The sequence below is a fragment of the Haloferax mediterranei ATCC 33500 genome (assembly GCF_000306765.2).
Taxonomy (GTDB): domain Archaea; phylum Halobacteriota; class Halobacteria; order Halobacteriales; family Haloferacaceae; genus Haloferax; species Haloferax mediterranei.
The window spans coordinates 233,826-258,481 of sequence record NC_017944.1 but is presented as its reverse complement, the minus strand read 5'-3'; the positions used below and the strand labels follow the sequence as shown (position 1 = coordinate 258,481).

At 59.0% G+C, this 24,656-nt stretch carries 18 protein-coding genes; 9 read left to right on the top strand and 9 right to left on the bottom strand.

Annotation, left to right across the window (positions count from 1 at the left end):
• Nucleotides 1–9: 9 nt before the first annotated feature.
• From HFX_RS17860 to HFX_RS17840, 5 genes are all read right to left on the bottom strand, one after another.
• Entirely contained in the window at nt 10–1,443 is a 1,434-nt protein-coding gene (locus tag HFX_RS17860) for a nucleotide sugar dehydrogenase (RefSeq protein WP_004060892.1), read from the bottom strand.
• Entirely contained in the window at nt 1,440–2,381 is a 942-nt protein-coding gene (locus HFX_RS17855; RefSeq protein WP_238547500.1) for a Gfo/Idh/MocA family protein, read from the bottom strand. Before HFX_RS17855 ends, HFX_RS17860 begins: the two co-directional genes overlap by 4 nt.
• A 47-nt stretch (nt 2,382–2,428) precedes the next feature.
• On the bottom strand, nt 2,429–3,532 hold the full coding sequence (locus HFX_RS17850; protein WP_004060896.1) for a DegT/DnrJ/EryC1/StrS family aminotransferase: 1,104 nt from the start codon (nt 3,530–3,532) through the stop codon (nt 2,429–2,431).
• Complete coding sequence (locus tag HFX_RS17845) at nt 3,529–4,104, bottom strand: acyltransferase (RefSeq protein ID WP_004060898.1); 576 nt, start codon at nt 4,102–4,104, stop codon at nt 3,529–3,531. Before HFX_RS17845 ends, HFX_RS17850 begins: the two co-directional genes overlap by 4 nt.
• A gap of 181 nt (nt 4,105–4,285) precedes the next feature.
• Nucleotides 4,286–4,873: a metal-dependent hydrolase gene (locus HFX_RS17840; RefSeq protein WP_004060901.1), complete on the bottom strand. Its 588-nt coding sequence runs from the start codon at nt 4,871–4,873 to the stop codon at nt 4,286–4,288.
• A gap of 309 nt (nt 4,874–5,182) precedes the next feature.
• On the opposite strand from HFX_RS17840, the gene HFX_RS17835 reads away from it, so the two are divergent.
• From HFX_RS17835 to HFX_RS17815, 5 genes are all read left to right on the top strand, one after another.
• On the top strand, nt 5,183–6,265 hold the full coding sequence (locus HFX_RS17835; protein ID WP_049917549.1) for a DUF354 domain-containing protein: 1,083 nt from the start codon (nt 5,183–5,185) through the stop codon (nt 6,263–6,265).
• Between the two features lie 165 nt (nt 6,266–6,430).
• Nucleotides 6,431–7,489, top strand: coding sequence for a glycosyltransferase family 4 protein (locus HFX_RS17830; protein WP_004060904.1), 1,059 nt, complete (start codon nt 6,431–6,433; stop codon nt 7,487–7,489).
• 239 nt (nt 7,490–7,728) lie between these two features.
• Nucleotides 7,729–8,922: a LolA family protein gene (locus tag HFX_RS17825; RefSeq protein WP_004060905.1), complete on the top strand. Its 1,194-nt coding sequence runs from the start codon at nt 7,729–7,731 to the stop codon at nt 8,920–8,922.
• 308 nt (nt 8,923–9,230) lie between these two features.
• Nucleotides 9,231–9,602 (top strand): ArsR/SmtB family transcription factor, encoded by a 372-nt coding sequence (locus HFX_RS17820; protein ID WP_004060906.1) that lies wholly within the window; start codon nt 9,231–9,233, stop codon nt 9,600–9,602.
• A gap of 1 nt (nt 9,603) precedes the next feature.
• The gene (locus HFX_RS17815) at nt 9,604–9,915 is read left to right on the top strand and encodes a DUF7521 family protein (RefSeq protein WP_004060907.1); all 312 of its coding nucleotides are present in this window, start codon (nt 9,604–9,606) and stop codon (nt 9,913–9,915) included.
• Between the two features lie 130 nt (nt 9,916–10,045).
• Here HFX_RS17815 and HFX_RS17810 read toward each other — a convergent pair whose 3' ends face one another.
• On the bottom strand, nt 10,046–11,908 hold the full coding sequence (locus HFX_RS17810; RefSeq protein ID WP_004060908.1) for an asparagine synthase-related protein: 1,863 nt from the start codon (nt 11,906–11,908) through the stop codon (nt 10,046–10,048).
• Nucleotides 11,909–12,217: 309 nt separating this feature from the next.
• Between HFX_RS17810 and HFX_RS17805 the strand changes: the two genes are divergently transcribed.
• The 3 genes from HFX_RS17805 (at nt 12,218) to HFX_RS17795 (ending at nt 18,846) form a co-directional block, all read left to right on the top strand.
• Nucleotides 12,218–14,008, top strand: a complete 1,791-nt coding sequence (locus tag HFX_RS17805; protein ID WP_004060909.1) for a hypothetical protein — start codon at nt 12,218–12,220, stop codon at nt 14,006–14,008.
• A gap of 211 nt (nt 14,009–14,219) precedes the next feature.
• Nucleotides 14,220–15,734 (top strand): lipopolysaccharide biosynthesis protein, encoded by a 1,515-nt coding sequence (locus HFX_RS17800; protein ID WP_004060910.1) that lies wholly within the window; start codon nt 14,220–14,222, stop codon nt 15,732–15,734.
• Nucleotides 15,735–16,182: 448 nt separating this feature from the next.
• Nucleotides 16,183–18,846, top strand: a complete 2,664-nt coding sequence (locus HFX_RS17795) for a hypothetical protein (RefSeq protein WP_004060911.1) — start codon at nt 16,183–16,185, stop codon at nt 18,844–18,846.
• Between the two features lie 90 nt (nt 18,847–18,936).
• Here HFX_RS17795 and HFX_RS17790 read toward each other — a convergent pair whose 3' ends face one another.
• Together HFX_RS17790 and HFX_RS17785 are read right to left on the bottom strand one after the other, a co-directional pair.
• Nucleotides 18,937–20,010: a DUF1616 domain-containing protein gene (locus HFX_RS17790; protein ID WP_049917551.1), complete on the bottom strand. Its 1,074-nt coding sequence runs from the start codon at nt 20,008–20,010 to the stop codon at nt 18,937–18,939.
• Nucleotides 20,011–20,085: 75 nt separating this feature from the next.
• Nucleotides 20,086–21,135, bottom strand: coding sequence for a glycosyltransferase family 2 protein (locus tag HFX_RS17785; protein ID WP_004060913.1), 1,050 nt, complete (start codon nt 21,133–21,135; stop codon nt 20,086–20,088).
• Nucleotides 21,136–21,731: 596 nt separating this feature from the next.
• Here HFX_RS17785 and HFX_RS17780 point away from each other — a divergent pair.
• Nucleotides 21,732–23,177 (top strand): hypothetical protein, encoded by a 1,446-nt coding sequence (locus HFX_RS17780; protein WP_049917569.1) that lies wholly within the window; start codon nt 21,732–21,734, stop codon nt 23,175–23,177.
• Nucleotides 23,178–23,249: 72 nt separating this feature from the next.
• Here the strand turns inward: HFX_RS17780 and HFX_RS17775 are convergent, their stop codons facing one another.
• A complete protein-coding gene (locus tag HFX_RS17775; RefSeq protein ID WP_014732792.1) occupies nt 23,250–24,545 on the bottom strand; it encodes a carboxylate--amine ligase in 1,296 nt (431 codons plus the stop codon).
• Nucleotides 24,546–24,656: the final 111 nt, after the last annotated feature.

The following is a 24,656-nucleotide window of genomic DNA, read 5'->3' as shown; positions in this document are numbered from 1 at the left end:
TTCCTCCACTCATTGGCGTCCCCCCTCCCGCAGTTCTGCTGCCCGGAGCGTTCCTCCTCGCGATTTTCCTTGCAATCTCTCCGTTCCTCGCGGCCCGGCACCAATCGCGTACACGCGGTGGTCGATATCACCGAGCGTGCCGCGTCCGTCGATGACCACGAGGTCGTCGAAGACGCCCCAGTCGATGTCGTCGAACTCCTCGTGCGGGGTGACGACGACGACGGCGTCTATGGATTGTTCTGGAAGTTCAGAAAGTGAGACTGGCGTCGCGCCGAACGACGTGATACCATCGGCATCGAGCATCGGGTCGACTGCGAGGACGTTCGCACCGAATTCGTTCAGGCGGTCGATGACGCCTGCGGCCGGTGTTGCACGGGTCTCTGCGACGCCGGGACGGTAGGTAATGCCGAGAACTGCGACGGTCGAATCTGCGATATCTCGGTCCGACTCCGCCAATTCATCGCGAAGCTTATCGGCGGTGAACCTCGGCATGCTATCGTTGACTTCGCGTGCGGTCTGGAGGAGCGGCGTGGCCGACTCGACTCGACTCGTGATGAAGTACGGGTACCACGGGATGCAGTGGCCGCCGACGCCCGGTCCGGGGTCGTGGATGTTGCAGTACGGTTGTGTGTTGGCCGCCTCGATAGCTTCCGTCACGTCGATACCGAGGTCGTCGCGTATCCGCGCGAGTTCGTTTGCGAGGGCGATGTTGACATCGCGGTAGATGCCTTCGAACAGTTTCACGGCCTCGGCGGTCGTCGCGTCTCGAACCGCGATGACCTCGTTCGAAGTTATTTCGCCGTAGACGAGTGCGGCGACGCGAGTGCTCTCCGCATCGACGCCGCCGACGATTTTCGGATGTGATGCGGTGATATCCTGTACTGCCCGCCCCGACGAGGTTCGTTCGGGGCAGAACGCGACGCCGAATTCGTCGCGCGAAACGCCGCTTTTCGCTTCGAGATAGGGTCCGACGAGGTCGCTACACGTCCCCGGCGGGACGGTACATTCGACGATAACCGTGTCACCCGGTGCGAGGCTCTCGGCGATGCTGTCGAGAACGGCCTCGAACGCCGCAAGGTCGGGTTCGCGGTCGTCGGTCAGCGGGGTCGGGACGATGATGACGTGTACCGACGCCGCCCCCGCCGCGGCGACGCTGTCGGTCGTCGCACGCAATGCACCGCGCTCGACCTGCTCAGCGACAAGTTCTGGGAGTTCCGGCTCTTTTGCGACGTGGCACTCGCCGTCGTTTATCGACCGAACCACGTCGTCGTCGATGTCGACGCCGACGACGTTGCTCGTCGCTTCGGCATAGACGGCCGCGAGCGGGAGGCCCATCTTTCCGAGACCGTACACTGCAACCGGGTGAGACCCGTTTCGGAGTTCTCGCTTTTGTTCTTCCGGCGGATGCGTCGAGTTGTAGAGACCGGTTGTTTGGTTGCTCATTGTTTTCGCTCCGCGGTTTCGACGTTCTGGGTTGTCACGTCGGCGCTGGTCCGAATACGCTGTGCAACGTCGATGGCGCGGAGACCGTCGGCCGCCGAGACGCGTACCGAACCGCCGTTCGTGGCGGCGTCTACGAACGCCTCAAGCTCGAATTTCAGCGGCTCACCGGTTTCTATCATCGGCTGTTCCATGACCACCTCGTGACGATAGCGGATGTTGCCCTCGTCGCGCAGGTAGTCCGGTCGCGACTGGCGGAATATCTGGACCGACTGGTTCAGGTAATCCACGCGGATGAGTCGGTCGCGCGCCGTGATGTCGAGGGTTCGCGTCTTCTGTTGGGTGAGCCGACTCGCGGTTAGCGAGCCGATGACGCCGTTACCGAAGGTCAGCTGGGCCGTCGCGTACTGCTCGTCGGCCGCGCTCGTCCCAGTCACGGTTTGGACCTCGGCATCGACCAACGAGAGAATCACGTCGATGTCGTGAATCATGAGGTCCATGATGACGCCGTCGCCCATCTCGCGGTTCAGCGGCGGGCCCAGCCGGTTTGCCGTGATGGCGACGGGTTCGACAGCTTCGAGAAGCCCGTCGAGTGCTCGTACGGCGGGGTTGAACCGTTCGATGTGGCCGACCTGTAGCGTTACGCCGTGCCAGGTGGCGAGCGCCGACAGTTCTTCGCCAACGGTGAGGTCGTCGACGAACGGCTTTTCCACGAGGGTGTGGACCCCCGCTTCGATGCACTGTCGGGCTACCGACCCGTGGTACGGTGTCGGGACCGCGACAGTGACCACGTCGACTCGGTCGAGCAGTGCGTCGATAGGGTGCGCATCCGTGTCGAAATCGTCGGCGACGGCCACAGCACGGTCCATATCCGCGTCAGCGACGCCGACCAGTTCGACGTCACGGAGTTCAGAGTAGACACGCACGTGGTTCGTCCCCATCGAGCCGACGCCGATGACGCCCGCTGCAATGGGGCTGTCTTCGTGGCTCACGTCACCACCTCCGCATAGTCGGTGACCGCTCGCCCGATACGCTCGATGTCCGCTTCGCTGAGTTCGGGGTGAATCGGTAGCGAAAGTACTCGCTCAGCGGCTTCCTCGGCAACCGGTGCGGACACTGATAGGTGCTCGTAGGCCGGTTGCTTGTGAACCGGTTTCGGGTAGTACACCCCGGTCGAAATTCCCTTGGCGTCGAGGTATGACTTGAGCGCGTCGCGGTCGACACTGTCACATTGGACGGTGTACTGGTGGAAGACGTGCGTCCGGTCCGGCGGCGTGTAGGGCGTCGTAACCGGGGCGTCTGTGAGGTACTCGGAGAGTGCGGCGGCGTTGGCCTGCCGTGCCCGGGTGAACCCCGGGAGCCGTTCGAGTTGGATACGTCCGATAGCGGCCGCGATACTCGTCATGCGGAAGTTGTGGCCGACTTCGGCGTGCTCGTAGCCGGATACCCGGCCGTGGTCGACGAACCGAGCGGCGCGCTCGGCCACGTCGACGCGGTTGGTGGTAATTATCCCGCCTTCGCTCGTGGTCATGTTCTTCGTCGGGTAGAACGAGAAGCACGCCGCGTCGCCGAATGAGCCGACTCGCTTGCCCTCAACTTCCGCACCGTGTGCCTGTGCGGCGTCTTCTACGAGGGCGAAATCGTAGGTCTCGGCGAGTTCGACCAGCCGAGTAATGTCGGCTGGGAGACCGTACAGATGGACCGCGATGACCGCATCGACTTCCTCGCCGTCTCGGAGACGAGATTCGAGCGCGTCCGGGTCGATGTTGTAGGTTTGCGGGTCGATGTCGACAAACCCCACTTCCGCGCCGGTGAAGGCGACGGCGTTGGCTGTTGCGATGAACGTGAACGGCGTCGTCAGAACGCGGTCGCCCGAGCCGATTTTGAGCGCGTGGAGCGCGGCGTGGAGCGCGGTTGTCCCGTTGGACGTGGCCACACCGTGGTCGGCACCGCAATAGTCGGCGAACTCGCGCTCGAATCCTCGAACTTCGGGACCGTCGGCGATGATGCCGCTGTCGATGACGGAGTCGATTCTGTCGCGTTCCGCTGCTCCGAGTTGCGGCGACGCGATTGAGATACGTTCGTCGTTCATCGTCGAATCGCGTTCCCTCCCTGCAGTTGTGCCGGTAATTCACGGTGGACGGCGGGCGCGCCAACGGCGAGCGTGCGGGGCGGTACGTCGTCGACGACAACTGCACCGGCGGCGACGAATGCGCCCTCACCGATTGTCACGCCGGGTAAGAGTGTCGAGTTCGCGCCGATAGAGGCGTGATTCTCGATGGTCGGTCCGACGAGTTCTGCCTCGGTTCGAACCGGGTAGGGGTCGTTCGTCATCACCACACCGGGGCCGACGAACACGTCGTCGCCGATGTGGGTGTTTGTGGGGATGTAGACGTTGGTCTGGATGCTGACTCGCGACCCGATGGACGTGGTGCCGTCGACCACCGTGTCGGTTCCGAGGAGAACTTCGTCGCCGATGGTCGTCTGTTCTCTGACGAGGACGTTGTGACCGGTGATGAAGTCGTCACCGATAGTCACGTCCGCGTAGATGATGGTTCCGGCACGGATTCTCGCCCTGTCACCGATAACTGGCGTTTTGCCGTCGCCGTACCCAATCGTAACGCCGTCGTCGATGGTGGACTCGACACCCAATTCCGCACTCATCGGGGTACACCTCCGGATGCCCGTCCTGCTTCATACGTTTGGGTCGACTCAGCGTGCAGTCGAGTCGAACGGAAAATTGTGACTTTCATATTATTTCGGCGGGAGTCCGCCTGCCCTAACGAAATTCAGTCTCGGCGAGGGCTTTGTTATGGAGTGGTTGTCACTCTGTTTCAGACCAATCTCACTTCGTAATGCTCTGACGAATCCCGGTTATAGAGCGCTTCATAAGTCCGAGGCCGGGTGTCCCGTCACTGAGCCACAACCAAACAGCACTTCCTAACAGCGCAACCTCGAGCAGCACGAACTCCCACGCTCCTGTCTGGTAGAGGTAGACCCCAAAGCGACTCACGTAGAACCACGTCTGTCCGAGTAGCCCTCCAGCCGTCGATTCGCCCCCGTGCGAGAACGGCCACAGGAACGCCTGAATAACCTCGTAGTTCCCGAAGAAAAACCCGCTGTACAGCAGGTCTCCCGGGATGTGCGAGAGGTAGCCAAGTGCGAATGCGACGCCGACCGTCGTCATCTTGTAGCGCCGTGCGACTAGCACGACAACGACGGAAACCGGAACCGAGACGAGAATCGAGTGCGCAAGCGAGATTCCACTGGGGAGGACGTGTAGCGACCACGCGAGTGGCTTGTCGACGAGGTCGGGGAACTGCGTCCCGAAGAGGGCCGCCAATACGGCCCACCCGTCGAGTCTCCTGTTTGTCACCCGTGCCCACAACGAGATGAGGTTGTAGCCAACGGCGGCGTGTTCCCACGGAAACATCAGGTGTCGCCTCCGTTGCGTCCTGCGATGAAGCCGTCCCTGAAGCAGGTCGTCTCACTGTGGTGGTATCGAGTACGGTCGATAAGATTCGTGGACATCTGGTAGCGTTCTTGGGCATCTAGTGCGGGTTGGAGCGTCCTCGCACGCTGCCCGCGTCACGGCAACGAAAGCCCGTTGGCCGTTTTGTTATGCCGACTGTAACGAGCGAGCCCGGTCCACTGAGGCGCTATTGCTGTCCTGTCGAGTCAGCAGACGCCCAGTAGCCGCTGAATAACTACTCGCACCGAGTGCGTCAACTCTCGCAGTGAGATGCGATACCTATTCTTCACCAACACGCCGGCACACGTGCATCTGTATAAATACGCCGTTAGGGAGCTTCAGCAGTTAGGTCATGACGTACTCGTGCTCGGTCGGGATTACGGGTGTACGAAGGACCTCCTCGAATACTACGACCTGCCGCACGAAATCTACGGCTCCTGCAGGACGACGAAGTACTCACTATTCATGTCCTTGCCATTTCACTACACGAATATTTTCCGCGCAGTGCATCGATTCAAGCCTGACCTCATCTTCGGGATGGGCGGCTACGCGGCACACGCCGGTGCCGTCTCGCGGACGTCCGTCGTGCTTCTCCTCGACTCCGAACCTACCTGGCTCGATTACACCGTCGCTCGACCCTTCGCGAAGGCAATACTGACGCCCCACACGTTCGGAAAGGAGCTTTCGGAAAACCACTTCCAGTTCCATGGATTCAAAGAAACGGCGTATCTCCATCCCGACGTGTACGAACCATCGGTGGACATCCGTTCCGAAATCGGCTTAGAACCCGACGAAAAGTACGCTATCGTTCGGTTCAATGCGTTCGGCTCGCACCACGACGTGGGTCACCACGGATTCACAGCAGACAGTAGACGAGAACTCATCGAACTGTTGAGCGAGTACGCGACCGTCTTTGTCCTCGACGAGAGTCGAGAGCGCCACGACGGCGATCTCGACGCCCGTCCGTTCGACTTCCATCCCGCGCTCGTCCACGATGTACTCGCCGAGGCGAATCTCCTCGTCGCTGATACGCAGACCATGGTTACCGAAGCGGCGCTCCTCGGGACACCCGCTATCCGGTCGAACACCTTCGTCGGCGAAAACGACATGGGAAACTTCGTCGAACTCGAACGAGAGGGCCTCATCTCCAATTTCAAGTCGTTCGACGAGGTCAAAGCGCGCGCGGAAGAACTGCTCACCGACGACGGAGCCAAACAGCGCTGGGCCGAGCGACGAGACGACTTCCTCGCAGACAAAGTCAACTTATCCGAAGTTATCGTCCAAGTCGCACTGAACTACGGTTCGGTCGAATCCGTCGATTCGCTGTCCCGACACACCGTCCCGGTACGATGACCTACGCCCTGTAAATGGGACCCTACACACCTTGTCACGTGGTCTCCGAATGCCGTCAATCGCTCCATAACTAACCGCCTAACGACCCATCTTGGCATTGAGTGGCACAGTCCAGCGCCCGCCTCGACTCACGCTCATCATGACTACGAAGAAGCTCACCTCATCATGAACGACAAGAAGACGCTCCTCATTGTCGGACCGAAGGGAACCGGTGGTATCGACCGATACATCACCGAACAGCGGCGCTACCTCGAAGACCGGATGCATGTCCGACTCTACACGCGGTACACCGCTCCAAAGGGCGATGGACTCGAACGAGCCACTCGAATGATTCTGTCCTCGCTGTACGCTATCCTCCTCTTTCCGTTTCAGTCCCGCCCGGACATCGTCCACGTTCACTCTTCGCACACGTACTCATTCTTCCGCTCGGCGTTTTTCGTTCTCTTTTCGGCGTACGTCTGGCGCGTCCCCGTGGTCCTCCACATTCACGGCTCGTCGTTCGACGAGTTCCTCGCGACGGACTCGCGTCTCGTCCGACGCCTCCAATCGGCCGTTTTTGACACCGTTGACGATGTGGTCGTCCTCTCTGAGTACTGGCGCGGACTCGTCGCCCAACTCGCCGACGAAGAGAAAGTCCACGTCATAGCCAACGCTGTCGACCCTACCGAGTACGACCCGACGTATCTGACCGGCCCTGTTCACCTCGTCTTCATTTCGAATCTCATCGAACGGAAAGGTATCGACGAACTCCTCGACGCCATCGAGGTGTTGGCGTCGATGCCGGACCTTTCATTCGAGGTGAGCATCGGCGGCGGCGGTCCGTTCGCCAACCGCGTCGAAGCCATCGCATCGGAGCACGACAACGTGACCTACTACGGGTTCGTCCCGGAGGCCAAAAAGCAAGAACTCATCAGTCGCGGGACGGTGTTCGTGCTTCCGACCCACGCCGAGGGTCTCCCCATTGCAATGCTCGAAGGCATGGCTGGCGGAAACGCGGTTGTGTCCACGCCCGTCGGGAGCATTCCCGAGGTCATCACTGACGACCGCGGCATCCTGGTCACGCCGGGTGAAGCACGGGAGTTGGCGGAGGCACTCGCTCACCTCATCGCCAATCCCGAAGAAGCAGTTCGGATGGGTCGGACGAACAGAGCACTCATCGAAGAGCGCTACTCGTGGCAGTCGAACGCCGACAACCTCGTGGAAATGTACGCGGACGCGAACTAGCCGGAGACGAATTTTCAAATATCCATCTGCTCATCTCATCTTTTCTCCTCTCTCCACACCCCTCTGCTCATCTTTTCTCCTCTCTCCACACCCCTCTGCTCATCTTTTCTCCTCTCTCCACACCCCTCTGCTCACTACCTCGGCCGCTCGATTTAGGCGAGCCTACTGGTTCGGACCACAAGTGTTTAACTGGCGGTAGTGTCACCAATCAGTTGAAACACCACCTCAGCCCCGCCCGTATGACCAATTCCCTCCCAATCGACCGACGCACACTCGTTGCCCTCTCGATTCTTGGAGCCGTGCTCCTCGCCAGCATCTGGGCGACCGGGACAGTGATGACTGACAACAGTCCGTCCAGTCCATCAGTCGACGCGAACGTGAGCGAGCGCTACCGTTCCATCGACGCCCTCAACGCGACTCGAACAGTTGTCCTGCAGCGCAACGGAACGGTAACGACCCAAACCGTCGCTGACGTGACTCTCGTGCCCGGAACTGACCACAAGCGAGTTCGGTTCCAGAATGATACGTCGCGTCGCTACGAACTGCAAGTTTCCAATGGTTCGACTCTCTGGCTCCACGACAGGGACCAGCGTGTCGTTACTGCTATCGAGTTGACCGGCCCGCCAACCGGGTCGGCGATGTCCGGCCGTCTCCAGCGACTCGTCACGGCGGCGGGCCTGACAGACGGGTCTGGGCGACCACAGCCTCCGGATGTGGCACCGCTTCCGGTTGTACCGCGCCACACTGCCCGTTCCCCAGCGGACGACGAAGCTGGTGGGTACACTGTCGAGTACGTCGAGACCGCCTCGGTCGGCGGTCGGGACGCATACGTGCTCAGCGTTCGTCCCACTACGAACCAAACCGACACGCACTATCGACAGCGTCTCTGGCTCGACACGGAACGGTTCTACCCGCTGCGCAAACAGACTGCATGGACTGTCGACGGAACCCAGCGGTCGGTGACGACCACGTATACGGACGTGACGTTCGATCCGCAGGTATCGGCGGATACGTTCCGCCCGGAAATTGGCTCCGAGACGACGGTTCAGCGTCCGGAGACTCCCGAAACAGAGTGGTACCGCAGTGTCGACCGCTTAGCGGCACAGACTTCTATTACGGTGCCAAACCCGTCGATTCCGTCCGAATTCGAGCTGACGTATGCCACCCAGACCACCGGGCGCGTCCAGAGTGTCGGACTCCGGTACGCGACGGAGGGTCGACTGCTCACAATTTCCAAGTACAACATGACCTACGCCATCGATTCCGAAGAGCGGGACCTGACTGTCGATGGCCGGCCAGCGACGCTCGACTACGGGCCGACGACCTCGCTCTCTTGGACCTGTGACCAGTACCGGTACACTGTCCGGGGTACCGGCGTCAGCACGGAACAACTTGTCGAAGTCGGCCGGTCGGTCGGCTGTTCGGCTTCGTGAACAAGGGGTAGTTTCTGACTCAGAAACTCCCCCCACCTTTATATTATCCGACGGGTCCTCCGTTGAACTGCGATGGATGTCTCGGAGTAAACAAGGTGCTTGCCCGCACCTGTGCCTCATCTCCTATCCGTCGCAGTATCACGGTAACTCCCGTGGTCCCCGCTGACGTGTGATTAAGCCCTCCAAAACACACTCGAATCCACTGCCCCACAAGCTATCTGCACTCCGCTGTCGGCTCGTCCCTGCCGAATTACTGACCCAGAAACCAGTCAGGCTTTTTATTCGGCTTGCGGTCTTCCAGTCGAAGCGTGAGTGAGGATCCGGAGCTGAGTGATATTCTCGACATCCTCAGCGACGAGTACGCCCGGGACATCCTCGCAGCAACAAGTGTCAAGCCTATGTCCGCGCAAGAACTCGCCAACCAATGTGAGATGTCTAAGCCGACGGTGTACCGGCGGGTCGAACAATTGCAGGAATACGATCTCGTAGAAGAACAGACGAAGATACAGACTAGCGGCAACCACTACAATGTCTACGCGGCCACGCTCTCGGAGTTCTCCCTCGAGTTGGACGAAGGTGCCTTCGAGACATCCGTGACGCGAAGCCAGCCGGAAGCGTTCCCCGGCCAACAGGAGACAGACACCGCGGACCGCTTCAAGAAAATGTGGGAACACCTCTGAGATGGTCGGACTATCTGCGGTAGTCGACTGGCTTATCATCGGGCTCGCCTTCGGCTCGACGCTCGTCGGCGGTTACGTGGGCTATCAGGCCTACCGAGGATATCGCCGCCACGATAGTCGGACAATGCGGTCGCTGTCGCTGGGGCTGTTTCTCCTCACGGCCGTCGCGTTCAGCGTCGCGTTCGTCGGCTCATTGCTCCTCCGAGAAGGGTACATCGGGCTGCGCTATCAGCGTCCCTTGACACTTGTCACGCGCACGTTCCAGTTCTTCGGCGTGCTCCTCATCGCCTACTCGTTACATTCCCGGGAATGACCTTGCGCCCACGTTCTGCCTTCTAGAATCTCGGGCTCTCAATTCCGAAATCGAATTCCTCGGACGCGACGGACTGTCTCTCACTTCACTACTCTCTCCGACTCGTGTAGACTTCGACGGTATCTGACCGTCAGTCAGCGGTTTGCGTGGCGTCTTCTGTGGGCTGCGCCGCCACCTCGTCGGTCGTGGCCTGTTCTTCGCGGTCGATATACTTTCGAACCCAGAGTTCGCCCGTAATGATACCCGAGATGGCGCTCATGTGTTCGGCTTCGCCGGTTAGCTCTTCGAGCTGGAGGCGGCGAATCTCGTCGGCATCGAAGTACGGGCGCTCGCACGCGGAGTCGAGCAGGTCGTCGACACGCTCGCGGAGCGCGCGGTTTTGACGGTACCACTCTCCGACCATCGACCGACCGCCGTAGGTGTGGACATCACCGATAACATGCTCACGGATGCGGTCGACAGAGGTGCCAACGACGAAACCAGCGGCGTGTTGCCACATCGGGCGCGCGGGCGGGACTTTGGTTCGTTCGTAGGGGATGTCGGCCAGTCGGCTGTCGAGTCGTCGAACCAGCTCTATTTTCGGGTAGGCGGTTCCGGCGGGAACCGCTCCGTTCGTGAACGGAATCGAGCCGACACGGTGCGAAAGCGGCATTCGGGTTACTGCGTCGAGGAATTCGGTGTCGCTGAAGGGGACGCGCGTCCCGGCTTGACTCTCTGCGATGGGGTTGCTCGCAAAGTCACATCGCGGGAAGTAGTTCCGATAGTAGCAGTCTAGCGCGGTACTGTAGAGGTCGGACTGGTTGCTTTTGAGCACCTCCTCGCGGTAGGTCGTCATCGGGTCGAAACTCGTCCGAAGGAGTTTGCGTGCTTCGTCGATGTCGATGCGGTGTTTGGCGCGGTAGAGCGCCGCTTCGGGTGACTTGCTTCGTTCCACTGCGGCCCGTCCGATGCCGTCGCCCATCATCCCGCCTTGTCCACACCCTTCGATGAGAATGTCGGGTACCTCGGGGATGTTGAACACCGCAGAGAGGTTGGTGAACGTCGACAACCCGACCATCCCGCTCGTCAGTTGGACGGATTTGTCGAAATTGTCCACGAAGCCGTCGGAATCGAGCATCACACGCTTGTTTTCGACGCCGAGTACGTCCGAGACGCGGGCGGCGAGTTCGAGGTTGCTTCCGTTTGCGGGGTTCGAGTCGTAGGTGTACGTCGTGATGTCGTGGTAGCGACTCAGTTCCGAGGCCATCGAGCGACTGTCGAGACCGCCGGAGAGCCACAGGCCGACATCGCCGTCCACCGTCTCCGCCATGTCGGCGATGACCGATTGATACGCCTCGGTGAGGTCGTCGAGGTACGAGTCGTCGTCGCTCTGTTCGAACGTGTGGTGCCAGTAGGATTCTATTTCGTAGCCCGAACCAGCCTCGTATTCGAGTACGGAACCGGACGGGAGGTAGTTAACACCCTGAACGAGCGTCTTGTCGCCCCAGACGTGACCAATCAGCAGCAGGTCACTGATAGCGCGTTCGTCGACCTGCGGGTCGTCGAGTAGTGTGGTGAGCGCTCCGACTTCGGTTCCGAACGCGAACGGCTCGCCGTTTTCCTCGTCGCCGTCGACGTAGAAACACTGTCGCGTTCCCAGTTTGTCGCTGGTGACGACGATTCGCCCGGTAGCGCCGTCGATAGCAACGATGAGAAACGTTCCGTCGAGTTCGGGCAGGAGTGCGTGCGGGTCATCGAGGAGTTTCTCGAACAGCGTGTCGGTGTCGAGACCGAGTTCATCGAGGTTCGTGACCACGCCGTAGACGGCCCCTACACGCGAACCGTCTTCCCAGAGCGTGCATCCCTTGGGGTCTTTCGCTCCGTGGTGGAGGACTGAGACACCGAACCCGTCGGTAGAAAGCGTCGCGGACTCATACCAGTCTTCGTGGTACAACTCGGCGGCACACGCTCCGAGGGTTGTGTCGTCGAGCGCTCCGCCGACAAACCCAGTCATGACTGCCACTCACCGGGGGTTCGTTCACGGGTACGTGCCGAGACTGCTGTAAGTAGCATCGATACCCAGATATCTGCTAGCGTTGGGTTTTGTTATCGCGCGCCTATACTCGGCTGAATAGCCGATAGCGACCACACAGGCGCATCTTCGCTGTCTATTCGACACCAACAAGAAGAGCAGAGACGAATGGCTGTAGCCGGCTTTTGTAGGCTAAATCACTGTCTTCCAACACAGACCTGCGTTCGGCTGCCGTCCTCCAGAGCGTTACATTCTTAATAACAAAATTCGCGACTCACCTTCTCTCACCAGATGAAGCAACGTGATTCACGGGTCACGAGAACACTCCTCATCGTCGGGTTTCTCGCAGTCGCCGTCGGCATTCTCGTCGCGCACGCGTCACCAGCGCATCGCTACGAGGTCTCCCTCTATCAGTCGACTCCAATAATCTTCTGGGCTGGCGTGGGCCTCGCAGTACTGGCGTCGCTCGTTGTCGTGGTTTTCGCACCGAATAGTCGGGCCGCAATCGGCGGACTTGCACTCGCCGGTCTCGGTATTACGTCTGTTTCGGCGCTTCCGCTCGTCCGTCAGTACTACTTTTATGGGTTCAACGACTCGTTGACGCACCTCGGATGGACAAAATCGATTGCTGCCGAGACGATATCCCCATTCGAAATTGTCTACCCGAGCGGCCACATCTCCGCCGGGATGTTCAGCTCTACGCTCGGGCTGGATATCGCTACGTCGATGATGCTCGTCGTCTTCTTCCTTTCGCTCGTCTATCTCGTGTTCGTCCCGCTTATCGTTTCCATGATCGTTCCCGACCGGAAGGCCGTCCTCATTGCGGTCTTTTCCGGGTTGCTGTTCCTCCCGGTGAACCTCAACGGGTTCAAGCTCATGTTCTTCCCCTACTCGCTCGCGTCGTTCCTCGGCGTGGTGCTTCTCTACTTATTCTTCAAGCACCAGTTCTCGGTGACTGACGAGATGGAGAGTCGATGGCGTCGTCACGTCACACCAGTCTCTATTCTGTTCACCGTCGGGACGATTGCCGTCGTTGCGTATCATCTACAGGCCGCCCTCAACTTCCTCGTCCTGTTCGTCGTTGCCGCTGTAATCCAGTTTGTCCAGCGCCAACGGAAGGCACCTGGCGTTTCAAATCAACGCCCAGTCTATGGGCTGACGTTCGTCTTTGCCGTGGTGTCCGTCTACTGGTTCACGCAGTATTCAGTCGGTGCTTCGACTAGCGGGTTGTTCATCGACGGTGTTCTGGGTCTCTTCTCGGGTGATTCGGCCGCTGGGACGGCTATTGCCCAACGAACCGGGTCTGTGTCCGCCGTCGGCGGCGGAATCCTCGACGTGTTCGTCAAACTGTTCCTCGTGAACGCGGTGTACGCGCTGGTGACGTTTGCTGTCTTCGTCGGTCTCTTGTTCGGGCGATTCGACGACTTGCTTCCGCGTGGTCGGTCCATCCTTCTGACGCTGACGTTCAGCCTCGTCGTGTTGGTTCCGTACTTCTTCGCGCACCTGCTGGGTGACCTCTCGGGGACGAATTTCTTCTTCCGTCACGTCGGCTTCTCGATGATTTTAGCCACCATCGTCGGTAGTGTCGGGCTATACTACGCCTTCGAACGACTCGCAGCAAGCAGATTCAGTACCGCGTTCAAGACCGGCGCACCCATCGCAGCAGCACTCGTCATTGGACTGTCGCTGATGGTCATGTTCCCCTCGCCGTACATCTATCTCCCGTCGAATCACGTTCCGGCACAGCAGATGCAGGCCTACGATACCGCCTTCGAGATGTCGGACGAAGACGTTCGGTTCGTCGGTATCCGGGGGAATCCGGACCGATTCGCCGAAGCCCTCCCGAACAGCCCGACGCCAGAACTCGGCTTTACGACGCCTGATGAGGCACTGTCTGACCTTCCACGCTACTACGACGGCCCGCGGTATCTGATGGTCTCGAAGACGGACTACGACAGGGAGGTGACCGCGTACAGGGAACTGCGATACTCGGACCAGAACCTCACAGCCGTCCGGAACCAGCCAAACGTAAACCGTGTTATGTCGAACGGTGCTTCCGACCTCTATTATGTGGCCGGGTAGTTCGGGTCGACTAACTAGTCCCCTCGTGGATAGTCTGCCCTTTCGAACCCAGTAGCGAGTCAATAATTAATCACCTCGTGAGCCGATGTGGAGCCGAGTGGGAGTGGAGTTGGAATAGTAGTGGGAGTGGAAGTGGGGCAGTTGTCGTGAGTGTGGTACAGCGCGCGAATGCACAACCGTCGTCTCGGCGACGGCCAGACAAGGGTCTCTGATGATAGATACACTTCGCTCGATTATCCGCGCCATCAAGCGTCGCTTCGTCCCCGGTGAGGGCGACCTCACAGAGCGGACAGTAAAGAGCGGCATGTGGGTGTCGGCGATGAACGTCCTCGACCGCGTGTTGAAGGTCGTCATGTTCATCGTGCTCGCTCGGTTGCTCGGTCCCGAAGCAATCGGATTGATGGGGATTGCGCTTCTCACGATTTCGGCGCTGTTAAGCCTCACAAACCTCGGTATCGACGCCGCGCTCATCCAGCGCATCGACGACGATGTCGACGAGTATCTGAACACGATGTTCTCGTTGGAGATTCTCCGAGGCTTGTTGATGAGCTCTATCCTCTATCTAGCCGCCCCTGCTCTCGCCTCGCTGTTCGGCGAACCCGCGGCGCGGGACCTCATCCGGGCTATTGCGTTGGTTCCCATCTTCCTCAGCCTGCGGAATCCCGCGATGGTGTACTTCAAGAAGGACCTCGAATTTCACAAGGAGTTCACCTACCGAGTCAGCGGAACGATGGCCTACGTCGTGGTCGCACTCGGCTACGCCGCCATTAGCCCGACTGTGTGGGCGCTTATCTTCGGTTACTTGGCGGACGCTGGCGTGCGGGCACTGGCCACTTATCTCCTTCATCCGTACCGCCCGTGGCCCTCCTTGAACCGCGAGTACGCCGCCGAACTCATCGGCTACGGAAAGTGGGTTACTGGTTCGTCTATCGTCGAGTTCCTCTACGGACAGGGTGACGACGCAATCGTCGGATGGCTCCTGACGGCGACCTCACTCGGGTACTACCAACTCGCGTACCGAATCTCGAACGCGCCAGCGACCGAAATCGCCGTCGTCGTTTCGAGCGTGATGTTCTCGACGTATTCGAAGCTTCAGGAGGAACAGCACGCCCTGAGGGAGGCGTTCTTCAGCACGTTCCGGTTGACTGCCTTCGTTGCGCTTCCCATGTCTGTCGGCATCTTCCTCGTTGCACCCTCATTTGTCGGCGCGTTCCTCGGGTCTGACTGGCTTCCGATGGTCGCGACGATGCAGATTCTCGTCGCGTACGGGTTGTTCCGCACACTCTTTGCGACGTTCAACCCCGTCTGGCGAGCGGTCGGTCGTCCGGATGTACAGACGAAACTCGGGACGCTCAGAGTCGTGCTCTTGGCGATTATCGTCGTTCCGATGACCAGCACCTTCGGTATCGAGGGGACCGCGCTCGCCGTCACGGGAATCCTAGCGTTCCCGATGATTCCGCTCTACGCACGGGAGATGAAGAAGACACTCGGAACGACATACACTCGCTTCCTCCGCGAAATATCGTATCCCACCTTGGCGACCGTCGTGATGGCTCTCGCGGTGCTTGCAGTCCAAAGCCAGGCCAGGGCCCCGCTCGTAGAATTCGGGCTTCTGGTCGCAACTGGCGTCGTGGCCTACGTCATCAGCGCAGCATCTCTGATGGCGCTTTTCGACTGGCGAGTCAAACAGAATCTACAGGAACTCGTTTCGGTCATGTCGAAGTAACAATTGGTCTGCCTCACTAAGAGGAGAATTCAATTGATTCGGCGAACCTCATTGATAACTGAATGTATCGAGTGAATCAAATATAGTAGCACCTCGCCAAATGTGTGATTATAGTGAAACGAAAGCACCCGCAAGGTTCGGTGGGGGATTAATTACCAGAGCATAGGTAGATTATACACACAGACAAGTTCCGAGAACGCGAAAAATTAACCCGTTATTGGCTGTTGGTCTCAGAGGTTTAGCATGGATTAAGATGTCATTTTATTTGGCTCGAAACTGTTCTCATTCATATTGAACCTATGCTTTTCTCCCCGAAAATAACGTGTGTTTTTGGTAAACAACTGGTATCTATCTGGCTGCCATCCGAATCAAACACGTTGGTAAACGGACCGAAACTGCGTATACCTCGCAATAATGATTATCATGTTAACGAGGGCTTTCCTGAAGCATGGTACGACTCAACGGTGGAGACGACGACGAATCTGCTACAGATTCGGACTCCATCCTCGAATCGCAACTCAACAGACGGAACTACCTCAAAATCGGTGCAGCGGCCGCATCGACTGCCCTCTCTGCCGGCGTCGCGTCGGCTGCGTCTGGACCAGAGGAGCGCTTCGGAATCCAGTGGGACCGCGTTGTCGACGCGGTGGCCGACCTTGGAATGGACCCTAACGGAAACGAGCCGATAGACAGCAAACTCGACGCAGCCTACGAAAGTGGGACACTCATCGAATTCCCTCCGGGTGAGTATCTCGCGACCAACACACAGTCCTGGAACGACAACGTCTCTCGGTTCGGTATCGTTGGAACCGGAAGCTCACACAAAGACGTGCAGTTCGTGTTCCCATCCGGAAACAACGGTGAGAAGTTCCGTTTCCTCGAAATCACGAGCGGCAGCCATCACGTCCTGAAGAACTTCTCTATCCAGCAGACCGACGACGACACCACGACCGCCGACATCTGGCTCGTCAACGACGACGGCGCACTCATCGAGGATGTCGAATGGCTCGGCCGCACTCCCTCCGACAACTACGCCCGACGACAACTACTCGCATACGACTGTTCGTCCGTCGACGGCGTCAACGTCGCCCGCCGCGTCTACATGCGCGAAGGCGCTGCAATCCCCGGCTACCCCGACGGTGTTGCGGGTATCCGTGTGCAGGGTGGCTCCGTCGGTGAAATCCGTCTCGTCGACTGCCACATCGAACAGCGCGGCTCGTCGTCGTTCCGCGCGACCCACACGCAGGGCGTGCTCCGCGTCGAAGGCGGCCTGTTCAAGAACAACGACAACACGAACATGCGCATCTCCGGCGGCGACCACCCCTCGAAGTCCTCGTGGATCAAAGGTGCGACCGTCATCGTCGACGACAACGACCTCAACGAACACGCCCGCGACGGCGACCAACTTCACAGTCCCACAGGTCTCCTTATCGACTCGACGGGCAACGGCTATTCCGGGGTACTCATCGAGGACTGTGACTTCATTTATAAATCGAGTCCGTCCGCACGCGCTGTCATCGCGACATCGCCGCCGTCGTGGGGCGGCCACGGGAGTTTCACGCTCCGTAATTGTCGCATCCAGAACGACACGTCGATTCAGACGCTCCACGCCGACTCGGTCGATACCGACACGACTGAAGAACCGTGGGGTGCGACGCTCGATAACGTCTCGATTACGGGTAGTTCTCAGTCGCAGCCGGCTGGTGCCGCTGTCTGCATCGACAACGACCGCAACGGCTCGACAATCCAGAACAGTTGTATCCACTTCCCGAACGGCGACGTTAACGGTGTTCTCGTCAACGACGCGACCAACTGTGAGATTCTGGACACCAACATCAACGTCACCGGGCAGGCAACCGTGTTCAACGGGGCCGACGTGAGCACGAGCAACATCACCAGCAGCGACTCGTGTCCGCTCCCCGGAACTGACGACGGCACGAGCAGTGGTGACTCGTCGTCTGGCGACGACTCGACGACTACGGAGCCGCTTCCGAACGACCTGCGAATCGTCGGCACGGGAACGACGACCCAGTACGAATTCACCGTCACTGACTCGCTACAGACGTCCGGCGACACCATCGAGGAGTGGGACGATGTCTCCAGTGGCTCCGCCACAGGGTGGGTTACTACCGACGGGTCCGAAGACGCGTACACCTTCTCCGGCGACGTGTCGTCCTTCTCGTTCCTCGAAGGCGAGGCGGAAATCTACGTCAACGGCGAGCAGGTGACGCCGAGTACGATTACAGATGCGACGAGTGACAGTGACTCGTCGAGTGGTGACGACTCGTCGTCCGGCGACGACTCGACGACCGATTCGTCGCACGAACTCCGCATCGTCGGCACGGGGACGACAACGCAGTACGACTTCACCGTCACCGACTCGCTGCAGGCGTCCGGCGACACCATCGAGGAATGGGATAGCATCTCCGGCACGTCTGCAACGGGCTGGATTACGGACCAGGGCTCCGAGGACGTGTACGCGTTCTCCGGCGACGTGTCGTCCTTCTCGTTCCTCGAAGGCGAGGCGGACCTCTACGTCGACGGCATGCAGGTAACGCCGAGTTCCATCACGGACGCGACGAGTGGTAGTGGCTCCGTGACGGACTCGACGGACTCCGAGAACGAACTCCGCATCGTCGGCACGGGTACGACGACGCAGTACGAAGTTGCCGTCAGCGACTCGTTGCAGGCGTCCGGCGACACCATCGAAGAGTGGGACGACGTATCCAGTACGTCCGCGACGGGCTGGATCACGTCCGACGGAGCCGAAGACGTGTACACCTACTCCGGCGACATCACCTCGTTCTCGTTCCTCGAAGGCGAGGCCGAAGTCTACGTCAACGGTACGCAAGTCGACCCCGCCATGTTCGCGCTTCCGAACCGCATCCGCGTCAAGGGCGAGGGCACGGAGACCCAGTACGAACTCGAAGTCACCGGCGAGATTATGAACGACCCGCTTATCGGAGCAACCGAGAGCTCTGATTCGCTCACGACCAGCACGGCAACGGGTGCTATCACCGACGACAGCGACGGCTTCCGCTTCTCGGGTGACATCACGAAGATGAACCTGACTGGCGACGCGGCGCTGACGTTCGAAGACAACGACGGCTAACTCCGTTCGACTCGGCGATTTTTCGTCGGACGTTGCGTTGCGAAGCGTCCTTTTTGATGGACACTGCACGTAGCGCTCGGCAGTTGTAACTCACACAGGAACAGCCATCGACTCCGTCCCAACCGAGGAAGCCGTCTCATCCGCAGCGCTCGCAGTGTCCTCATTCACGGTGAGCCAGATATACGTCGAGCGGTAGGCCGTCTCGGTACTCGGCTCCGCGGGGGCCTCACCTTCGTATAGGTAATACGTGAGCCGAAGGTTTTCGCCGGTGAGTGCCGGGACAAAATTATGTTTCGTCCGCCACGTTCCTCCGTCTGCAACCGTCTTCGTCTGCTGTCCGAGCGCCTGTCGCTCGACAACGGTCGTTTCTCCGCCCGCCTGCTCAACGCGTTGGAGTTCGGCGACGAGGGTGTAGCTGGTGGCTTCGCCTTCGAAGTTGCTGACGCTGACGAACAATTCGGTTTGCTCACCAGCAGTCAGCGCCGATGGGTAGTCGGCCGCGACGAACTCGCCGGATGCATCCTGCGTGAGAAGGGACAGACTCGAATACGACTCGCCGCCGCCCGTGTCGACAACTGCGTACCCCAGACTCGCGACTGCGAAGACGATGGCGACCGCGAGCGCGACGTTCAGAAGCGAGTCAATTCGCGACGGGCGGCCGAAGGACTCCGCGACGTCCGCGTACCACTGCCGAACCGGGATATGGAACTGCTCGGCGGGCTGGAGCCGTCGGCGTCGAATCTCTCCGATGGCGATTCCGACGATGGTGACTACCGAGAGCGCACTGAGTACGACGAATAGGTCTAATCCGAGTCCGACCCAGAGTAATACCAACCCGATGACCGGGAGCAACGCAATGCTCATCCCGAACGAGAGTGCGAGCCGTTCGACGAGGCTGAGGCTCGCATTCCACTCGAATGGTCCGGATGCCGGGCCGTGCATCTTATGGCCTAATTTGTTTCCGGGGAATAACGCAAGTAGGAGCGCGTAGCCGGGGAGAAACAGGAAAGTTGGGAGACCGACGATAGCCTGCACAGTCGGCACGACGTGGAGCAACGCACCGACGTAACTCAATACGACCACCGCCAGCGAGAACGGCACGTCGAGTGACAGCCCACCGAGTACTCGATGTAACCGTCCTTCCCTGTGTGATGTCGACTCCATCGGGTAGATATATCTCTGGTCTAGCGTGTTGTTATTGAGCACCTCACTCGGTTGTCGTTGGCTGGTACACGGGGACTAACGCCCATCTCTGTCGCTTTCGATGCTGTCCGTGGGCAGCTTCTGTTCATCCGATTCCGGCGGTTCTACTGCCGCTTCTAGCCCCTCGTTTTCGTGTTTGTCGAGGAGCATCGCGCCGACGAGCGATGCGATACCGCCGAGAAGACCGACGAATCCATAGCGATCCGGCCGGTTCCGAGACGTGAGTCTGCGGCCCAACTGTACTGCCCCGGTGACGAACCCTACGACGCCGACGGCGTACAGGACGGCGATTGGATGTACCTCCGAGGAGAGGTACCGAACGCGTAAGCGCCAGAGGAAATCCTTGAGCAGGAGGAACGACAGCCCCGGAACGAACGTGGTGTATCTGATGCTGCTTTTTTCATCACCGTACTGTGCGTCCATCGAGACGGTCGTAACTCGTTTTTCTGCGACATTTAGTTTCACGAGGAGATCGTTTAAGAACCCGTACTGGTTGTACAGTCGTTCGACACCGATGTCGGAGAGTGTCGCTGCCGAGATGGCCGTGTACCCGTTCTGTGGGTCGCGAATGTGCCAGTAGCCGCTGGCAATTCGAGTTAGCCCTGATAGGAGCAGATTTCCGAAGAGTCGCCACGTTGGCATCCCTCGCCAGTGGGATGGCCCAGCAAGTCTATCGCCGACGGCGTAGTCGGCAGTTCCATCCGCGACGGGGTCGACGAGAGTGGAGAGAATAGCAGGGTCCATCTGTCCGTCACCGTCCATCACGACGACGATGTCGACACCGTCCGCGAGGGCCCGCTCGTACCCGTTTTTCACTGCGGCACCGCGCCCACGATTGGTCGAGTGTCGAATCGGGACGACACGCTGCCGACCCTGGTTACCGCCGTCCGGTACAAATGGAACTAGCGTACGCTTGTTCGCACGTGCGACGTAATCCCGTACTTTCCTCCACGTCTCGTCGGTGGAGTGGTCGTCGATTACGTAGATTCGGTCGACGAACTCCGGAATAGTCTCGATGACCTGTTCGATGAACTGTTCTTCGTTGTACGCTGGTACGACGACGCCAATGATATTACCGTGATACATCGTGTCTCTCCTGCTGGACGGGTATTACGCCCTGCGTGCCTCGACGGACGCCCGTGGAGCATTGCCCGGGAGGGACCGAAGTGCGACGAAGAATTCGTGGTAACATCGGTGTTTCGACTGGCTGATTGTACTGATGAGGGCTTTGTTAGCCATACCAAATATATAATAGAAACCCACTTTCAAATTTTATTGACTTTGTACCTTTGTTCAAGATATCCTGAATATATCTAAATTCTCGGTTATAAATTCAAATCACTGGATAATTCTGAATAATTGATCCATTACCGGTCTCGGTTGAGCGTTTCCCTGTTTGCCCCCTGTGTACCCCTGAAACAGCTACTACCTCTCGTCGCGGCGGGTAGCTTCGTTGTTTTAGTCGTGATGAGTGGCGTTCGTCGTTTTCGCTGGATTCACACTTCGTATCTTGTCGACGGTTGGTTGGTTATCTACCACCTACCAATCAGCTACCACACCCAATGGACGAACCAGATGTACCTCCGCCGTACGGCCTCTCGGATCTTCCCTCACTCTCGTCACTCAGGAGAGACTCTTCACTCACCGCTCCGACTGACACAGACCGAACGGGGTGTCTGTTGGTGAAGCGCCGAACCTATCTGAAGTTGCTTGGTTCGGTCGGCAGTAGCGCCGCCATCGCAGGATGTGAAACGAGAGCGGGCACGGAGAACCCAACTGTCTCTACACCGAAGAAATCGACGTTGACACCGGAACCCGCGCTTCGACTGACCGTCTTGAACGCGGTTGAAGACCTTGGGATGGACCCGACGGGACACGAACCAATCGACGAGGTACTCGACGAGACCTACGATGATCACACTGCCATCGAGTTTCCCCCGGGGGAGTATCTCGTCACCCGGGAGCACGACTGGGACCGCGGTGTCGAAAACTTTCGACTCGTCGGACTCGGAAAGTCACACAAAGACGTGCAGTTCGTCTTCCCTCGGAACGACCCGGGCGAACAGTTCCGAATGTTTCGTATTACGAGCGGGAGCTACCACGTCTTGAAGAACTTCTCTCTCCAGCAGACCGACGACCGAACGACGAGTGCCGACATTTGGCTTGCGAACACTGACGGCGCGCTCATCGAGGATGTCGAATGGCTCGGCCGAACCCCTTCTGATAACGACGCCCGCAACCAACTGTTATTATTCGACTGCACCTCAGTCGACGGCGTCAACGTCGCCCGCCGCGTCTACATGCGCGAAGGCGCTGAACTCACCGGTTATCCCAACGGTGTTGCTGGAATTCGAATCACCGAACGCTCCGTGGGCGAGGTCAAAATGATCGACTGCCACATCGAACAGCGCGGCTCGTCGTCGTTCCGCGCGACCCACACGCAGGGCGTGCTCCGCGTCGAAGGCGGCCTGTTCAAGAACAACGACAACACGAACATGCGCATCTCCGGCGGCGACCACCCCTCGAAGTCCTCGTGGATCAAAGATGCGACCGTCATCGTCGACGACAACGACCTCAACGAACACGCCCGCGACGGCGACCGACTTCACAGCCCCGCAGGTCTCCTTATCGACTCGACGGGCAACGGCTATTCCGGGGTACTCATCGAAGACTGTGACTTCATTTATAAATCGAGCCCGTCCGCACGCGCTATCATCTCGACGTCGCCGCCGACGTGGGGCGGCCACGGGAGTTTCACGCTCCGTAACTGTCGCATCCAGAACGACACGTCGGTTCAGACGATTCACGCAGATACGGTCGACACCGACACGACGGAAAAACCGTGGGGTGCGACGCTCGATAACGTCTCGATTACGGGTCAGTGCACCGAACAACCATACGACTCAGCAGTCGTCATCGGCAAAAACCGGAACGGGTCAAAAATCGTCGACAGTTGTATCCACCTTCCGAGAGGGTACGTCGGCGGCGTCCTTGTCGAGGGTGCCGAAGGCTGTTCGATAGAAAATTCCACCATCAACGTAAGTGGTGCCCCGACGCAGACGCGAGATGCCGATCTCTCGCTTCAAAACGTGTCGTACACAGGAACGTGCGCATTTAAAGACCAGTAGATATCTGACGAAACAACGATAGCGAAATACCGCCTGCAAATAGAGTGAACAGAGCGACGAGATTCTTGGCTATCACCGACCCCTAAGGTTGAATCCGGGGGTCAGTGTGACGTTCGTGGCTCGTTCTTCTGTCTGCTCCCCTCTGTCAACATTCCCCCTTTCGACTTCGCCCTCGCCGCTGGAACCCCGTTCGAAGAGTGCATGCCACACGTATCTGGCGAACGGGACCGGGTCGTCAATGCGGGCGAGGTCGAACCGCGGTTCGCGGTAGATGGACACGAGAACCTCCAACACTGTCTTTGGGAGCGATGGCCGCTCAACCAGTGGAGAGTCGTCGCTGACGACACTCATGATGTAGCCGAGTTCTCCCCAGAGATAGTGGGTTCCGATATCGAGTTCGTAGTCCGGTTCGATGCGGTCTTTCTGACCCGTCGCCAGTAACCAGTAGTAGTACGGGAAGTCGGCCCCGGCACGAACCGTTGAAGGAAGCGACTGCCACATACGGGGGTTGATTTCGATGAGCTTGAACTCGCCCGTTTCCGCGTCTTTGAGGTACTCGATACACGCGAGCCCGTGCCATTCGAGGTGACTGAGGAGTTTTCGTGCAACCGTTTCGAGTTCCGGGATATACACGGACTTCCGGTAGACGCCACCGCCCCCAGTGTATGAGTTCCCGCGAATCTGTCGGTGCTGGAACGTCGCGACTGGTTCACCGTGGTCGTACAGCGCCGCAAACATGTACTTGCCCTCGGTTGGGACGTAATCCTGCACGATGGGGTCGTGTTTCATTTCCGCGTAGATTGCGTCCGGTTCCGGGCGGTCGCCGGGCCTCAGGTGCCTGACGCTCTTGATAATGTCGTAGTCACTCGGGTCGTAGCTGTCGACGTACTCCTCGGCGACGACGTTGTACCGCGGTTTGACGATGGACGGCTTGTCGAACTCTTCGACTTTGCTGAAGAGGCGCGTCCGTGGCATGGGGACATTCGCCTCCTGTGCAGCCTCGTATAGCAGTTTCCTGTCGTGGACCCGTCGAAGCATCTCAAATTCAGGGACGATGAGGGTAACGTACTGCTCAAACTCGTCGAGGTACTTCGAGAAGACGTACCCGTCTTCGGGGCGAGTCGGGATTATCGTCCTCACATCCGGACGAGCAGCGATACCGACGAGCGCATCTTTGTAGGCCACGAGACCATCTCTCGGCCCCGGAATTCGAACGAGTTCGTCACAGAATCGCGATGAGGCAGCCGGGACGTTGTCGTGTTCTGATGCGTGAATCGTGTAAACACCGCGTTCACCGGGTGACCGCATACAGATGTAATTACCCGATGGGATGAGAATCGAGTTATGGCTGCGCTCTCGTCTAACCATGACTCAATCGTCGTGCGGTAACTGAATTAGTATGGGTTAACTAACTATCTCGACTTTGGCACTATCCCCGATGCTGGGACGACGAAAAGAATCGAAAGAGAAGACGATGCA

Excerpts from the sequence above, each read along its gene's own strand:
- HFX_RS17860 (WP_004060892.1), bottom strand. The coding sequence starts at position 1,443 with ATGAGCAACCAAACAACCGGTCTCTACAACTCGACGCATCCGCCGGAA.
- HFX_RS17855 (WP_238547500.1), bottom strand. The coding sequence starts at position 2,381 with ATGGGGACGAACCACGTGCGTGTCTACTCTGAACTCCGTGACGTCGAA.
- HFX_RS17850 (WP_004060896.1), bottom strand. The coding sequence starts at position 3,532 with ATGAACGACGAACGTATCTCAATCGCGTCGCCGCAACTCGGAGCAGCG.
- HFX_RS17845 (WP_004060898.1), bottom strand. The coding sequence starts at position 4,104 with ATGAGTGCGGAATTGGGTGTCGAGTCCACCATCGACGACGGCGTTACG.
- HFX_RS17840 (WP_004060901.1), bottom strand. The coding sequence starts at position 4,873 with ATGTTTCCGTGGGAACACGCCGCCGTTGGCTACAACCTCATCTCGTTG.
- HFX_RS17835 (WP_049917549.1), top strand. The coding sequence starts at position 5,183 with ATGCGATACCTATTCTTCACCAACACGCCGGCACACGTGCATCTGTAT.
- HFX_RS17830 (WP_004060904.1), top strand. The coding sequence starts at position 6,431 with ATGAACGACAAGAAGACGCTCCTCATTGTCGGACCGAAGGGAACCGGT.
- HFX_RS17825 (WP_004060905.1), top strand. The coding sequence starts at position 7,729 with ATGACCAATTCCCTCCCAATCGACCGACGCACACTCGTTGCCCTCTCG.
- HFX_RS17815 (WP_004060907.1), top strand. The coding sequence starts at position 9,604 with ATGGTCGGACTATCTGCGGTAGTCGACTGGCTTATCATCGGGCTCGCC.
- HFX_RS17810 (WP_004060908.1), bottom strand. The coding sequence starts at position 11,908 with ATGACTGGGTTTGTCGGCGGAGCGCTCGACGACACAACCCTCGGAGCG.
- HFX_RS17805 (WP_004060909.1), top strand. The coding sequence starts at position 12,218 with ATGAAGCAACGTGATTCACGGGTCACGAGAACACTCCTCATCGTCGGG.
- HFX_RS17800 (WP_004060910.1), top strand. The coding sequence starts at position 14,220 with ATGATAGATACACTTCGCTCGATTATCCGCGCCATCAAGCGTCGCTTC.
- HFX_RS17795 (WP_004060911.1), top strand. The coding sequence starts at position 16,183 with ATGGTACGACTCAACGGTGGAGACGACGACGAATCTGCTACAGATTCG.
- HFX_RS17790 (WP_049917551.1), bottom strand. The coding sequence starts at position 20,010 with ATGGAGTCGACATCACACAGGGAAGGACGGTTACATCGAGTACTCGGT.
- HFX_RS17785 (WP_004060913.1), bottom strand. The coding sequence starts at position 21,135 with ATGTATCACGGTAATATCATTGGCGTCGTCGTACCAGCGTACAACGAA.
- HFX_RS17775 (WP_014732792.1), bottom strand. The coding sequence starts at position 24,545 with ATGGTTAGACGAGAGCGCAGCCATAACTCGATTCTCATCCCATCGGGT.